Source organism: Microbacterium aureliae, assembly GCF_054780155.1.
Genome location: NZ_BAAGWW010000002.1, coordinates 958,480 through 973,062, shown reverse-complemented (window position 1 = coordinate 973,062; position 14,583 = coordinate 958,480). Strand labels below are relative to the sequence as shown.

Here is a 14,583-nt window from a genome sequence, read left to right as displayed (position 1 = left end):
CGGCGGATGGTCGACGGTCAGCCGACCGGCGCCCCGACCCGCTGCGGGCGGAGGGCGCCGGCGAAGAAGTCCGCCAGCTCCGAGGTGGCCGAAAGCGGCAGCACGGCGGCGACGTACTGGTCGGGGCGCACCACGACCACGACGCCGTCGCGAGACAGCTCGCGCTCGTCGAAGATGTCCACGTCGTTCCACGCGCTCGGCGCGGCGGCGAAGACCTTCTCCCAGTCGGTGAGGCCGAGCGGTCCCGACTTCGGCAGGAAGACCTCGGGGACGGCCGTCACATCGACGTCCTCGAACGCCTGCTGGTAGACGACCTTGACGTCGAAGACCGCATCGGCGTCGGCACCCTCGGGGGTGTGGCGGGCCAGCGGCCCGTCGGCGGACTGCAGGAACGACGCCCACTCCGCCAGCGCCGAGGCCTCGCCCGGGCGGGCGGCGTCGGCGAAGGCGTAGATCCGCCACCGTCCGTCGGCCCGGGCGTGGTGGCCCAGGTGCACGGGGTTGCCGTCGCACGCGCGCGTCACCGGCGCGGACTTCAAGCGCTTGCCGATGGGGAACCCCGCCGCCAGGTGCTGGTGCTCGTCGCCGCCGATGATCGTCGACGCCCCGTACTGGGTCATGAACCCCGACGGGAACTCGGCGGTGCCGAGGTAGTAGTTCGCCAGCTCGGTGGGGTCCGAGATCTCCTCGGGCTTGCGGGCCATGAGCGACGACCACTCGCGGTCGAAGTCGATCAGCTGCTGGGCGACGGGCTGCCGCTCGGCCGAGTACGTGCGCAGCAGCGACTCCGGTGCGAGGCCGGTGACGACGTGCCCGAGCTTCCAGCCCAGGTTGAAGCCATCCTGCATCGACACGTTCATGCCCTGCCCGGCCTTGGCGCTGTGCGTGTGGCACGCGTCGCCGGTCAGGAACACGTGCGGGTCGTGGTCGGCATCCACGTCGACGTCGTCGAACTTGTCGGTCACGCGGTGGCCGACCTCGTAGACGCTGTGCCACGCCACCTGCTTCACGTCGATCGAGTACGGATGCAGGATCTCGTTGGCCTTCTCGATGATCCGCTCGATCGGGGTCTGGCGGACGCGGTGGTCGTCGTCGGCGGCCACCTCGCCCAGGTCGATGTACATGCGGCTGAGGTAGCCGCCCTCGCGCGGGATGTGGAGGATGTTGCCGGCGGCGGAGTTGATCGCGCACTTGGTGCGCCAGTCCGGGAAGTCGGTGTTGACGAGCACGTCCATGACGCCCCACGCGTGCGCGGCGAAGGCGCCCACGTGCTTGCGCCCGATCGCCTCGCGGACGCCGCTGCGGGCGCCGTCGCAGCCCACGACGTAGCGCGCGCGGACGACCTGATCCTCGCCCGCGCGGGGGCCCGCCGTGTGGCGGACCCGCACCTCGACGGGGTGGTCGCCGTCGCCGTGGACGGTGAGGCCGGTGAACTCCACGCCGTAGTCCGGCACGATGCGCCCAGGGCCGTGGGCGGCGGCCTCGGCGAAGTAGTCCAGCACCCTCGCCTGGTTGACGATGAGGTGCGGGAACTCGCTGATCTTCAGGCCGTAGTCCTCGGTGCGGGCGGTGCGCACGATGCTGCCGGGGTTCTCAGGATCGGGACCCCAGAAGTTCATGTACGCGATGTTGTAGGCCTCGGCGATGATGCGCTCGGCGAACCCGAAGGCCTGGAAGGTCTCGACGCTGCGCGGCTGGATGCCGTCGGCCTGGCCGAGCACGAGCCGGCCGTCGCGCTTCTCGATGATCCGGGCGGTGACCGCCGGGAACTGCGACAGCTGCGCGGCCAGCAGCATGCCCGCCGGCCCCGACCCGACGATGAGCACATCGACGGTGTCGGGCAGGTCGGCCGGGCGGTCGATCCCGGTGCCCGCCGCGGGCAGGACCGTGGGGTCGCCCGAGACGTAGCCGTGGTGGTGGAACTGCATGAGGACTCCTCAGGCCTTGGCGAGCCCGCGGACGGGGCTGACGGACTGCTCGGCCTCGTGGTCCGGGCCGAGCGGGATGCCGCTGCGGTCGCGCAGCAGGAGGGTGGCGATGAGGCCCAGCGTCGTCATGCCGGCCAAGTACCAGGTCACCGCGACGGTGGAGCCGGTGGCCTGGACGAGCGCCTGGGCGATCGTGGGGGCGAAGGCGCCGCCGAGGATCGCGCCGAGGGCGTATGAGATGGACACGCCTGAGAAGCGGATCGAGGCGGGGAACAGCTCGGAGTACAGCGCCGCCTGCGGGCCGTAGGTGAATCCGAGGCCGACGGTGAGGATCACCAGGCCCACCGTCAGCAGGGCGAGGCTGCCGGTGTTGACGAGCGGGAAGAGCAGGAAGACGCCCACGAGCTGCAGGACCCAGCCGATGAGGTAGGTCGAGCGGCGCCCGATGCGGTCCGAGAGCCAGCCGGCGATCCAGGTGAAGACCAGCCACGACACCGCCGAGACGGTGACCGCGCCCAGGACGTCGGCGGTGGCGAAGCCCAGGGGGCCCGCGGGGTCGGTGGCGTAGCGCTGGATGTAGCCACCCGTGGTCATGTAGCCCACGGCGTTGTTGCCCGCGAAGACGAGCGCGGCGATGAGCACCAGCAGGGCGTGGTGACGGAACAGCTGCACGATCGGCATCCGGGTCTGCTCCTTGCGCTCGGCGAGCTCGGCGAACACCGGGCTCTCTTCGACGCGGCGGCGGACGTAGTAGCCGACGAGGATCAGCACGACGCTCAGCAGGAACGGCACCCGCCAGCCCCACTCGAGGAACGCCTCACCGGGGGCGACGAGGGCCATGAGACCCATGACGCCCGAGGCGAGCAGCAGTCCGAGCGGGACGCCGATCTGCGGCGACGCGCCGAACAGGCCGCGCTTGGCCTTGGGCGCGTGCTCGACGGCCATCAGGACCGCGCCGCCCCACTCGCCGCCGGCCGAGATCCCCTGCAGGATGCGCAGGAAGATCAGCAGGGTCGGGGCGGCGATGCCGATGGCGGCGTAGGTGGGCAGCAGGCCCACGAGGGTCGTCGCGACACCCATGAGGATGAGGGTCAGCATCAGGACGAGGCGGCGGCCGTACTTGTCGCCGAAGTGCCCGGCGAGGAAGGCGCCGAGGGGCCGGAACAGGAAGCTGATGCCGACGGTGATGAAGGCGAGGATCTGGGCGAATCCCTCGCCGGCCGGCGCGAAGAACAGCTGGCCGAAGACGAGGCCGGCCGCTGCGGCGTAGATGAAGAAGTCGTACCACTCCACCGTGGTGCCGACCACCGTGGCGAAGACCACGCGGCGGCGATCGGTACTGGCGGCGATCGTGCCGGTGGGGGTGAATCCCGCGTTCGCGGAGGGGGATGTGCTCATCGTCGTGCTCCCGTTGTGTGACGTCTGTGTCTGCGGCGGCAGAGGAACCCGGGCGGTTCGACGGTTGCCGTCTCGTCGACGATCATATACGATTTCGGATACGACGCAAGAGCGAGGGAGCTCATGACCACCGAAACCGTTACGCAGGACGCCGCCGACCCGCGGTTCGCGGCCCTCCCCTGCCGACCCGGCAAGATCATCGCCGTGCATCTCAGCTACGCCTCCCGGGCGGATCAGCGAGGCCGCCGCCCGGCGCACCCCTCGTACTTCCTGAAGCCGTCCAGCTCGGTCGCCGCCTCGGGGTCCGACATCGAGCGGCCCGCCGGCACCGAGCTGCTGGCATTCGAGGGCGAGATCGCCGTGGTCATCGGCACCCCCGCGCACCGTGTGGGGATCGACGAGGCCTGGAGCCACGTCGGCTGGGTGACCGCCGCCAACGACTTCGGCGTCTACGACCTGCGCCCCAACGACAAGGGGTCGAACGTCCGCTCCAAGGGCCGCGACGGGTTCACGCCCCTCGGGCCTTCGCTGCTGGATGCCGCAGCCCTCGACCCCGAGGACATCCGCGTGCGGACGTGGGTGAACGGCGAGCTTGCTCAGGACGACTCCACCGCGGACCTGATCTTCCCGCTCGCCCAGATCGTCGCCGACCTGTCGCAGCACGCCACGCTCGAGCGCGGCGACGTGATCCTGGCCGGAACCCCCGCCGGCTCGTCGGTCGTGGTGCCGGGCGACGTCGTCGAGGTCGAGGTCGACGTGCCCGGCGGCCCGACGACCGGACGCCTCGTGACCCGCGTGGTGCAGGGCGAGGGCGACTTCGATCCGAGCCTCGGGTCGCTGCCCGCGACCGACGACACCCAGCGGGCCGAGGCCTGGGGATCCCGCGAGGCCGCGGGGCTTCCCGGGCAGGCCGAGACCGCGCGGCTGGACCCCGCCCTCCGCGCCAAGCTCGAACGCGTGCCCGTCGCGGGCCTCTCGCAGCAGCTTCGCAAGCGCGGCCTGAACAACGTCACGATCGACGGCGTGCGCCCCCTGCATCCGGAGCAGAAGCTCGTCGGCACAGCGCGCACGCTGCGCTTCGTGCCGAACCGCGAGGATCTCTTCGCGTCGCACGGCGGCGGCTACAACGCCCAGAAGCGAGCCTTCGACGCCGTCGGCGAGGGCGAGGTCATCGTGATCGAGGCGCGCGGCGAGGCCGGATCGGGCACGCTCGGCGACATCCTCGCCATCCGCGCCCACGCCCGCGGCGCCGCCGGCATCGTCACCGACGGCGGCGTGCGCGACCGGGACGCCGTGGCCGCCGTGGGCCTTCCGGTATACACCGTCGGCGCTCACCCGGCCGTCCTCGGCCGCAAGCACGTGCCATGGGACGTGGACCTCACGATCGCGTGCGGCGGCGCCACCGTTCAGCCCGGGGATGTCATCGTCGGCGACGCCGACGGAGTCATCGTCATCCCGCTGGGGCTCGCCGAGGACGTGGCCGATGCCGCGCTCGCGCAGGAGGAGGAGGACGCCTGGATCGCCGCGCGCGTGGCCGAGGGCCACCCCGTCGACGGGCTCTTCCCCATGGACGCCGCATGGCGCGCACGCTACGACGCCGAGCGCGGCGGGGATGCGGACGGCGCGGCGGACGGCTCAGCGAACGAGGGCGAGGCCACGCGATGAGCCCCCAGACCGACGACGCGCGGACCGAGGACCGCAGCAAGTCGCAGCAGGCCTACCACTGGATCAAGGAGCGGATCGCGTCGCAGCAGTTCACGCCCGGCTACCGCCTGGTGCTCGGCTCGATCGCCGGAGACCTCGACATGAGCGTCGTGCCGGTGCGCGAGGCGATCCGCCAGCTCGAGGCCGAGGGGCTCGTGACGTTCGAGCGCAACGTCGGCGCCCGCGTGTCGATGGTCGACGACACGCAGTACCGCTACTCGATGCAGGCGCTGTCGATCCTCGAGGGAACCGCGACGGCGCTGTCGGCGAGGCGGCTGACCACCGAGGACATCCGCCGCGCGCGGGCGATCAACGAGCAGATGATCGAGACGCTGGAGCACTTCGACCCGCGCTCGTTCACGCGGCTCAACCACGAGTTCCACGCCGCGCTGTTCGCCAAGTGCGCGAACCCCCGCATGCTCGAGCTCGTCGAAGCCGAATGGGCGCGCCTGGGCAACCTGCGCGACTCGACCTTCAGCTTCGTCCCCGGCCGTGCGCAGGAGTCCGTCCACGAGCACGAGAACATCCTCGTGCTCATCGAGAACGGCGCCCCGCTCGGCGAGATCGAGAAGGCCGCCCGGCGCCACCGCTCGGCCACCCTCGATGCCTACATGATCCACGAACACCCCGACGAGGCCCTCGGCCTCCCCGCCTTCTGAGCCTTCGAAGGAGAACCTCATGACCGACACCGCAACCACTCCCGCCGCCGCGGCGGCGACCAGCGCGCGCCACGTGCCCGCCGACCTGCCCGACCGCATCCAGCACTACATCGACGGCGCCTTCGTCGACTCCGTCGACGGCGACACCTTCGAGGTGCTCGACCCGGTCTCGAACGAGACCTACCTGCGCGCCGCCGCCGGCAAGAAGGCGGATGTCGACCGCGCCGTCGCCGCCGCGCGCCGCGCGTTCGCCGACGGCCCGTGGCCGCGCATGCTGCCCCGCGAGCGCAGCCGGGTGCTGCACAAGATCGCCGACATCGTGGAGTCCCGCGACGCGCGGCTCGCCGAGCTCGAGAGCTTCGACTCGGGGCTGCCGATCACCCAGGCCCTCGGCCAGGCGCGCCGCGCCGCCGAGAACTTCCGGTTCTTCGCGGACCTGATCGTCGCGCAGGCCGACGACACCTACAAGGTGCCGGGCCGCCAGATCAACTACGTCAACCGCAAGCCGATCGGGGTCGCGGGGCTCATCACCCCCTGGAACACCCCCTTCATGCTCGAGTCGTGGAAGCTCGCTCCCGCGCTGGCGACCGGCAACACCGTGGTCCTCAAGCCCGCCGAGTTCACGCCGCTGTCGGCCTCGCTGTGGGCGGGCATCTTCGAAGAGGCGGGGCTGCCGCAGGGCGTCTTCAACCTGGTCAACGGTCTCGGCGAGGACGCCGGCGACGCGCTGGTGAAGCATCCGGACGTGCCCCTCATCTCGTTCACCGGCGAGAGCCGGACCGGGCAGATCATCTTCGGCAACGCGGCGCCCTACCTCAAGGGTCTCTCGATGGAGCTCGGCGGCAAGAGCCCCGCCGTGGTCTTCGCCGACGCGGACCTCGACGCGGCGATCGACGCCACGATCTTCGGCGTCTTCTCGCTGAACGGCGAGCGCTGCACCGCGGGTTCGCGCATCCTCGTCGAGCGGTCCGTCTATGACGAGTTCGTCGAGCGCTACGCCGCCCAGGCCGACCGCGTCGTGGTGGGCTACCCCCATGACCCGAAGACCGAGGTCGGGGCCCTCGTGCACCCCGAGCACTTCGAGAAGGTCATGAGCTACGTCGAGATCGGCAAGTCCGAGGGGCGCCTGGTCGCCGGCGGCGGCCGGCCGGAGGGCTTCGAGACCGGCAACTTCGTCCGCCCGACGGTGTTCGCCGACGTGGCGCCGGACGCCCGGATCTTCCAGGAGGAGATCTTCGGCCCGGTCGTCGCCATCACGCCCTTCGACACCGACGAAGAGGCGCTCGAGCTCGCCAACGGCGTGAAGTACGGTCTGGCCGCGTACATCTGGACGAACGACCTCAAGCGCGCCCACAACTTCTCGCAGGCCGTCGAGGCCGGGATGGTGTGGCTCAACTCCAACAACGTGCGGGATCTCCGCACCCCGTTCGGCGGCGTCAAGGCCTCGGGGCTCGGCCACGAGGGCGGCTACCGCTCGATCGACTTCTACACCGACCAGCAGGCCGTGCACATCACGCTCGGCGCGGTCCACAACCCCACCTTCGGCAAGGGAGCCTGAACATGACCCACGAAAAGACCCGCACCTCCTCCGGCTTCTACGTCAGCCAGGAGGCGCCGATCCACACCGACAACCCGATCCCCAGCCCCACGAGCCCCGCGCCCGACATCCTGCGGTGCGCGTACATGGAACTGGTCGTGACCGACCTCGCGGCATCCCGTGAGTTCTACGTCGACGTGCTGGGCCTGTACGTCACCGAAGAAGACGACCAGGCGGTCTACCTGCGCTCGACCGAGGAGTTCATCCACCACAACCTCGTGCTGCGCCAGGGACCCGTCGCCGCCGTCGCGGCGTTCTCGTACCGCGTGCGCACGCCCGAGGACCTCGACAAGGCGGTCGCCTTCTACGACGAGCTCGGATGCCGGGTGGAGCGTCGCCCGGACGGCTTCACCAAGGGGATCGGCGACTCGGTGCGCGTGACCGACCCGCTCGGCTTCCCGTACGAGTTCTTCTACCAGACCGAGCACGTCGAGCGGCTGTCGTGGCGGTACGACCTGCACACGCCCGGTGAGCTGGTCCGGCTGGACCACTTCAACCAGGTCACCCCCGATGTGCCGCGCGCGGTGGCGTTCATGCAGGACCTCGGCTTCCGCGTCACCGAGGACATCCAGGACGACGCCGGAACCGTGTACGCCGCGTGGATGCGCCGCAAGCCCACCGTGCACGACACCGCCATGACCGGTGGCGACGGACCCCGCATGCACCACGTCGCGTTCGCCACGCACGAGAAGCACAACATCCTCGCCATCTGCGACAAGCTCGGGGCGCTGCGCCGCTCGGACGCCATCGAGCGCGGCCCCGGTCGCCACGGCGTCTCGAACGCGTTCTACCTGTACCTGCGCGACCCCGACGGCCACCGCGTCGAGATCTACACGCAGGACTACTACACCGGCGACCCCGACAACCCGGTCGTCACGTGGGACGTCCACGACAACCAGCGCCGCGACTGGTGGGGCAACCCCGTCGTGCCGTCCTGGTACACCGAGGCCTCGCTCGTCCTCGACCTCGACGGCAACCCGCAGCCGGTCGTGGCCCGCACCGACGACTCCGAGATGGCGGTGACGATAGGCGCCGACGGATTCTCGTACACGCGGCCGGGCGAGGACTCGATGCCGGAGTACAAGCAGGGCGAGTACAAGCTCGGCCACCAGCTGTAGGCGCGCCTCGTCTCGTCGCTGCGCTCCTCGCTCAGCGGCCGGTGCCCCGGTCGCTGAGCGAGCGCCCGACACCCGGACGCTGAGCGAGCGAAGCGAGACGAAGCGCCCCGGTGCCCCCGGTCGCTGAGCGAGCGCCCGACACCCGGACGCTGAGCGAGCGAAGCGAGACGAAGCGCCCGCCGCCACCCGAACACCCGGACGCTGAGCGAGCGAAGCGAGACGAAGCGCCCCACGAACCCCAGGAGGACGGATGCTGACACCCGACCAGATCGAGCAGATCGCCGCCGAGCTCGCCGAGGCCGATCGCACGCACGGCGTGGTCCCGCGGATCACGGCGCGCTACCCCGAGGCCACCGTCGAGGACTCCTACGCGATCCAGGGCGTGTGGCGCGACAAGAACCTCGCCGCCGGCCGGCGCCTGGTCGGCCGCAAGATCGGGCTGACCTCCAAGGCGATGCAGCAGGCGACGGGCATCACCGAGCCGGACTACGGGGTGATGTTCGACGACACGGTCTATCAGGACGGCGCCGACATCCCCGTGGAGCACTTCTCGAACGTGCGCATCGAGGTCGAGCTCGCCTTCGTGCTGAAGGAGCCACTCGAGGGCCCGGACTGCACGCTCGAGGACGCCCTCGCCGCGATCGACTACGCGGTGCCCGCGCTCGAAGTGCTGAACTCGCACATCGAGCTCGAGGGCCGCACGATCGTCGACACGATCAGCGACAACGCCGCCTACGGCGCGATGGTGCTGGGCAGCGAGCGTCGCCATCCGGACGAGATCGACCTGCGGTGGGTTCCGGGTGTGCTCTCGCGCAACGGCGAGATCGAAGAGACAGGTGTCGCGGCGGGAGTTCTCGGGCATCCGGCGACGGGTGTGGCGTGGCTGGCGAACAAGTTCCACCAGCACGGTGCCAGACTCGAGGCGGGCGAGATCATCCTCGCCGGATCGTTCACGCGGCCCATGTGGGTCTCGCGCGGCGACACCGTCCACTGCGACTACGGACCGATGGGGACCATCACATGCCGCTTCGTCTGACCCCCACCTTCCGTGACGCCCTGGCCGGGAGCGACCGGGCGCTGGCGGGGATGTGGGTGTGCTCGGGGTCGCCGCTCGTCGCCGAGATCGCGGCAGGGTCGGGCCTGGACTGGGTGCTCATCGACATGGAGCACGCCCCCAACGGCCTCGAGTCGGTCCTGGTCCAACTGCAGGCCGTCGCTGCGTACCCGGTCACCCCGGTGGTGCGCGTTCCGAGCCTGGACCCGGTGGTGCTCAAGCAGGTGCTCGACCTCGGCGCGCAGAACGTGCTGGTGCCGATGGTGAACAGCGAAGCGGATGCCGCGGCCGCCGTCGCGGGGGTCCGCTACCCGCCGCGGGGTCGCCGGGGCGTCGGTTCGGCGCTCGGCCGCTCGGCCCGGTGGAACCGCGTGGACGGCTATCTCGCCGACGCCGACGACCACGTCTCGCTGTTCGTGCAGGTCGAGACCGCCGAGGCGGTGGCGGCAGCATCCGCCATCGCGGCCGTCGACGGCGTGGACGGCGTGTTCGTCGGCCCCAGCGATCTCGCCGCATCCATGGGGCGGCTCGGCGCGCAGACCCATCCGGACGTCGTCGCCGCCGTCCGGCGCACCTTCGACGCGGTGCGCGGAGCGGGCAAGCCGGTCGGAGTCAACGCCTTCGACCCCGACGTCGCCCAGGCATACCTGGATGCGGGCGCGTCGTTCGTCCTCGTCGGCGCGGACGTCGCGCTGCTCGCGCGCGGCTCGGAAGCCCTGGCGGCACGGTTCACCCCCCGAGGCGCACCGGACGACCGCCACCGCCCCTCGTACTGAGGGGTCGTACTGGCTGAGGGGTCGTACGGGGCAGAGTCCTCCCCCATTGCGGGTCTCGTCGTCAGAACGGCGCGGGGGTCTCCTCGACGTCGCGGCGGGGCGTGAAGACGGGCACGCGCCTCTCGGGCTGCACGGCGTAGACGCGTCCCGTGGGCGATTCCCATTCGAGCACCCCGCCCGCCCGCTGCCTGACCGCCCAGTCGCCGTGGGTCTTGACGATGTGGTGGTTCTTGCAGAGCGGACCGAGATTCCACATCGCGGTCTCGCCGCCGGCCGACCACGCGAGCGTGTGATCGACCTCGCAGCGGGACGCCGGCATGCTGCATCCGGGAGCCAGACAGCGGTCGGCCCGCCATTTCACCAGTCGCTTGAGCGACGGGGGCGGTTCGTACGCGTCCCGCCCCACCGACAGGACCATGCCGGTCTCGGGGTGGGTGAGCACCCGCATCCACGACCGGGCGCCGCCGCACAGTTCACGGGCGGCGTCGATCGGGATCGGCCCGACGCCCTCGACCACCGGCGGATCGGGACGGCGCGCATGCTCGTCGTCCAGCAGGGCGAGAGCAGGCACGGTGACCACGACGCGGGCGCGGATGCCGCGGACAGCGGCCGAGTGCTGCGGCACGTCGCCGTCGATCATGAGGTCCGACAGGACGTCGGCGCGCACCTGATCGATGGTCCGCGTCTCTCCCGGCGCCGACATGATCTGCTTCGCCATGCGCGTCGCACGGTCGAAAGCAGCGTGGGCTTCGACGGTCGGCCCGTAGTGGTGGGTCCACGACATCCCGTCGCCGTCGTGCTCGATGTACACCCGGCGTGCGATGAGCGCGCGCTGCTGGCGTTCGGCGAGGGTGTGCGCGCGGGCGCCGTCGATCAGCTTGCGCAGCAGCCGCCGGAACGCGCCCAGCGGGTGCGACTCCGCCAGCCGCAGCGCCTCGCTCTCGAGCGACTGCGCGATGTCGGGCTCGATGCCGTCCATCAACGACACGAACGTCCGTGCGTGCTGTTCGGTGATGATCGCGCGGCTCAGCGAATCGAACACCGTGCGATGGCGATGCAGCAGCGACTGGGTGAGCGACATGAGCTCCTGCGCGGCGTACTCGGTGAGCCCCATGCCGGCCACCAGCTCCAGCCGCAGCGATCGGTCGAGGACGTCCGTGATCGCCCTTCCGGCCGCACCCGCTTCGGCGATGCGGGTCGCGCGCAGCTGCTCGATCGCCATCAGCTGCTCGGCGAACATGACCGCCCGCATCGTGGCGATCTCGAGCACCCGGTCCATTTCGTCGGGCGGGGGCGGGTCCGGCGAATCCGGCGGTCGTCGCCGGTCGTCCGAATCGTCGTGATGTTCGATGTCCATGCCCCGACTCTATGAGGGGGTTCGGACATCAGAACGAGAGCGGTCCCCGGGGTTGCGCCCCGGGCCCCAACCCCCGGCCGCGCCGTCAGGCGCAGACGTCGGTGACGAACTGGATGTTGTAGTGCGCGACGCGCTGCGGAACCCCGGCGAAGGCCTCGGCGCGCGCGTCCGAGGCCATGTACTCCTCCTCCAGCGCGAGGAAGGCCGCCTCGTCGCCCTCGGCCGAGACGGCCCACACGAACTCGTTCGTCTCGGGCAGACCGTAGGCGAACTCGATCGGGAACCCGGCCTCGGGCCGCACCCGCGGCATCCACTCGTTCCACCAGTCGACGAACGCGTCGTACTCGCCCTCGACGAGGGTGTACCGGCGCAGCTGAACGGTTCTCATGCCGCCATCATGCCGCGCGGCCGCGACGGGCGGGAAATCCCGCCGCGCCCTATAATCGACAGCGTCCGGCGCCACGGGTGCCGGTGCTCGAAAAATGGGCACGGATGCGCTGCGGCGTCGCACGCGCGAGACACATACGGCCTCTTCGTCGTCCCGTCTCGAAAGCATCGCCATGCCCTCTGTCTCTGCGCACGTCGCCCTCACCCTCGCCCGCCACATCGACCACGTCTTCGGCGTGATGGGCAACGGCAACGCCTACGTCCTCGATGCCCTCGAACGCTCGACGTCGGTGACGTTCACCGCCGTCCGGCACGAGGCCGGCGGCGTCGTCGCCGCCGACGCCTATCACCGCGCGTCGGGGCGCCTCGCCGCGGCGACAGCGACCTACGGCGCGGGCTTCACCAACACCCTCACCGCCCTCGCCGAGGCCGTGCAGGCGCACGTGCCCCTCGTGCTGGTGGTCGGCGACGAGCCGACTTCGGGACCCCGGCCGTGGGACGTCGACCAGATCGCCCTGGCCTCGGCGGTCGGCGCGCGCACCTACACGGTGGGGCGAACGGATGCCGCAGCCACGACCGTCATCGCCATCGAGCACGCGCTGACCTACCGCGTCCCTACGGTGCTCGCCGTCCCCTACGACGTCGCCGTCGCCGACGCCGGTCCCGTCCCCGAGGTCCCCGACCTGCGGCTGCCCGGTCCCCTGCCCGTGCGCGGGGAGTTCGCCCAGGCGACGCTGGATGCGGTCGCCGACGCCCTCGCGGGCGCGGCCCGGCCCTTCCTGCTGGCCGGCCGCGGCGCCTGGGTCGCCGGAGCCGGCCCGGCGCTCGGCGACCTCGCCGACGCGACCGGCGCCGTCACCGCCTCGACCGCGCTCGGCCGCGGCGTCTTCCCGCGCGGCGAGTACGACCTCGGTGTGACGGGCGGCTTCGGCGCCGCCGGCGCCATGGACCTCGTCCGCGAGGCGGACGTCGCGGTCGTCTTCGGCGCCTCGCTCAACCAGTTCACGATGCGGTTCGGCGAGCTGTTCGCCGCCGGCACGCGCGTCTTCCAGGTCGACGTGGCTCCCGCCGCGACCCACCCGCACGTCGGCGGGTACCTGCGCGGCGACGCCGCCGTCGTCGCCGCCGCCCTCGCCGACCGGCTGCGCGCCCGTGGCGCCGCGGCGAGCGGGTGGCGCGACACGGTCGACTTCACGACGCTGCGCCGGAACGACCCCGGCGACGGCGTCGCCCCGGACGGGCGCCTGGACCCCCGCTCGGTCGCCGCCCGCATCGGACAGTTGCTGCCCGAGGACCGCGTCGTGGTCTCGGACGGCGGTCACTTCATCGGCTGGGCGAACATGTACTGGCCGGTGGCGTCGCCCGATCGCATGATGATGGTCGGCACCGCCTTCCAGTCCATCGGCCTGGGCTGGCCGTCGGTGCCCGGTGCGGCGCTGGCCAAGCCCGAGTCGACGATCGTCCTCACCACCGGCGACGGCGGCGGGCTCATGGCCCTGGCCGACCTCGAGTCCGCCGTCCGGGTCGCCGCCGGGCGCGGCATGGCCGTGGTGTGGAACGATGCCGCCTACGGCGCCGAGGTCAACCTCTACGGGCTCAAGGGGCTCGCCCGCGAGCCCATGCTGATCCCCGAAGTGGACTTCGCGGCCCTCGCGGCGGGCGTCGGCGCCGACGGCGTGGTCGTCCGCAGCCTCGACGACCTGGAACGGCTGGCCTCATGGGCGGCCGAGCCGCCGGCATCCCGTCGCTTCCTCGTGCTGGACTGCCGCGTCTCGGGCGCCGTCATCGCGCCTTATCAGCACGAGATCATCCGGGTGAACTCGTGACGTTCAGTCCCCGCTGAAGCCGGGCGCGCGCTTCTCGCGGAAGGCCGCGAAGCCCTCGCGGTAGTCGGCGGTGGCGGCGAGGCCCGCCTGCGCGGCGGTCTCTGCATCCACCGCCTGCCAGAGGTGGGGGCCCTGCAGGCCGGCGACGATGCGCTTGGACGCGGCGAAGGCGAGAGTGGGGCCGGATGCCGCACGCGCAGCCCGCTCGCGGGTGAAAGCGAGCAGATCGCCCGGCGCGACCGCGCGGCTGAACAGCCCGGCCGCCACGGCGTCGGCGCCGGTCAGCAGGTCGCCCGTGTAGATGAGGTCGAGCGTGCGGTGCGCGCCCAGACGCTCGAAGAACAGGGCGTGCCCGCCGGAGTCGAGGGTCGCGCCGAGCTTGACGAAGGGCGAGCCGACCTCGGCGTCCTCGGCGATGTAGACGACGTCGGTGGCGATCGCGAGGCCCAGGCCGACGCCCAGGCACGCGCCCTGCACGGCCGCGAAGGTGGGGGCGGGAAAGGCCGCCATGCGGCGCATGACCCGCTCGACGGCGGCGAGGTAGCCGTGCACGTCATCGGTGCGCGGGTCCACGTCGGCGATGTCGCGACCGGCGCAGAAGACCTTGCCCTCGCCCCGAAGCACGAGCGCGCGGGCGCCGGCCCGTTCGGCGGCGAGATACGCCTCGTCGAGTTCGGCGAGGTCGCCGAGATCGACGGCGTTGCGCTTCGCCGGGGCGTTCAGGCACACCTCGGCGACGTCGTCGGCGATGGTCAGCTCGATCATCGGTGCTCCTTTCG

The 14,583-nt window shown here is 71.5% G+C and carries 12 protein-coding genes; 7 read left to right on the top strand and 5 right to left on the bottom strand.

Annotated features, from left to right (window positions below):
* Window positions 1-17: 17 nt before the first annotated feature.
* Both ACYVF4_RS10610 and ACYVF4_RS10605 read right to left on the bottom strand, forming a co-directional pair.
* The gene (locus ACYVF4_RS10610; RefSeq protein ID WP_460722456.1) at window positions 18-1,928 is read right to left on the bottom strand and encodes an FAD-dependent monooxygenase; all 1,911 of its coding nucleotides are present in this window, start codon (window positions 1,926-1,928) and stop codon (window positions 18-20) included.
* 9 nt (window positions 1,929-1,937) lie between these two features.
* Window positions 1,938-3,326, bottom strand: a complete 1,389-nt coding sequence (locus tag ACYVF4_RS10605; RefSeq protein WP_460722454.1) for an MFS transporter — start codon at window positions 3,324-3,326, stop codon at window positions 1,938-1,940.
* A gap of 123 nt (window positions 3,327-3,449) precedes the next feature.
* Here ACYVF4_RS10605 and ACYVF4_RS10600 point away from each other — a divergent pair, with 123 nt between their 5' ends.
* From ACYVF4_RS10600 to ACYVF4_RS10575, 6 genes are all read left to right on the top strand, one after another.
* On the top strand, window positions 3,450-4,991 hold the full coding sequence (locus tag ACYVF4_RS10600) for a fumarylacetoacetate hydrolase family protein (protein ID WP_460722452.1): 1,542 nt from the start codon (window positions 3,450-3,452) through the stop codon (window positions 4,989-4,991).
* Window positions 4,988-5,689: a GntR family transcriptional regulator gene (locus tag ACYVF4_RS10595; protein WP_460722450.1), complete on the top strand. Its 702-nt coding sequence runs from the start codon at window positions 4,988-4,990 to the stop codon at window positions 5,687-5,689. The genes ACYVF4_RS10600 and ACYVF4_RS10595 overlap by 4 nt, the downstream gene beginning before the upstream one ends.
* A gap of 19 nt (window positions 5,690-5,708) precedes the next feature.
* A complete protein-coding gene (hpaE, locus tag ACYVF4_RS10590) occupies window positions 5,709-7,247 on the top strand; it encodes a 5-carboxymethyl-2-hydroxymuconate semialdehyde dehydrogenase (RefSeq protein ID WP_460722448.1) in 1,539 nt (512 codons plus the stop codon).
* Between the two features lie 2 nt (window positions 7,248-7,249).
* Window positions 7,250-8,404, top strand: a complete 1,155-nt coding sequence (gene hpaD, locus ACYVF4_RS10585; protein WP_460722446.1) for a 3,4-dihydroxyphenylacetate 2,3-dioxygenase — start codon at window positions 7,250-7,252, stop codon at window positions 8,402-8,404.
* 250 nt (window positions 8,405-8,654) lie between these two features.
* The gene (locus ACYVF4_RS10580; protein WP_460722444.1) at window positions 8,655-9,440 is read left to right on the top strand and encodes a fumarylacetoacetate hydrolase family protein; all 786 of its coding nucleotides are present in this window, start codon (window positions 8,655-8,657) and stop codon (window positions 9,438-9,440) included.
* On the top strand, window positions 9,425-10,234 hold the full coding sequence (locus ACYVF4_RS10575) for an HpcH/HpaI aldolase family protein (RefSeq protein WP_460722442.1): 810 nt from the start codon (window positions 9,425-9,427) through the stop codon (window positions 10,232-10,234). Before ACYVF4_RS10580 ends, ACYVF4_RS10575 begins: the two co-directional genes overlap by 16 nt.
* A 61-nt stretch (window positions 10,235-10,295) precedes the next feature.
* On the opposite strand, the gene ACYVF4_RS10570 is transcribed toward ACYVF4_RS10575, so the two are convergent.
* On the bottom strand, window positions 10,296-11,591 hold the full coding sequence (locus tag ACYVF4_RS10570; RefSeq protein ID WP_460722440.1) for an HNH endonuclease signature motif containing protein: 1,296 nt from the start codon (window positions 11,589-11,591) through the stop codon (window positions 10,296-10,298).
* Between the two features lie 85 nt (window positions 11,592-11,676).
* Entirely contained in the window at window positions 11,677-11,979 is a 303-nt protein-coding gene (locus ACYVF4_RS10565) for a hypothetical protein (protein WP_460722438.1), read from the bottom strand.
* Between the two features lie 172 nt (window positions 11,980-12,151).
* On the opposite strand from ACYVF4_RS10565, the gene ACYVF4_RS10560 reads away from it, so the two are divergent.
* Entirely contained in the window at window positions 12,152-13,804 is a 1,653-nt protein-coding gene (locus ACYVF4_RS10560; RefSeq protein ID WP_460722436.1) for a thiamine pyrophosphate-binding protein, read from the top strand.
* Window positions 13,805-13,807: 3 nt separating this feature from the next.
* On the opposite strand, the gene ACYVF4_RS10555 is transcribed toward ACYVF4_RS10560, so the two are convergent.
* A complete protein-coding gene (locus tag ACYVF4_RS10555; protein WP_460722434.1) occupies window positions 13,808-14,569 on the bottom strand; it encodes an enoyl-CoA hydratase/isomerase family protein in 762 nt (253 codons plus the stop codon).
* Window positions 14,570-14,583 lie beyond the last annotated feature (14 nt).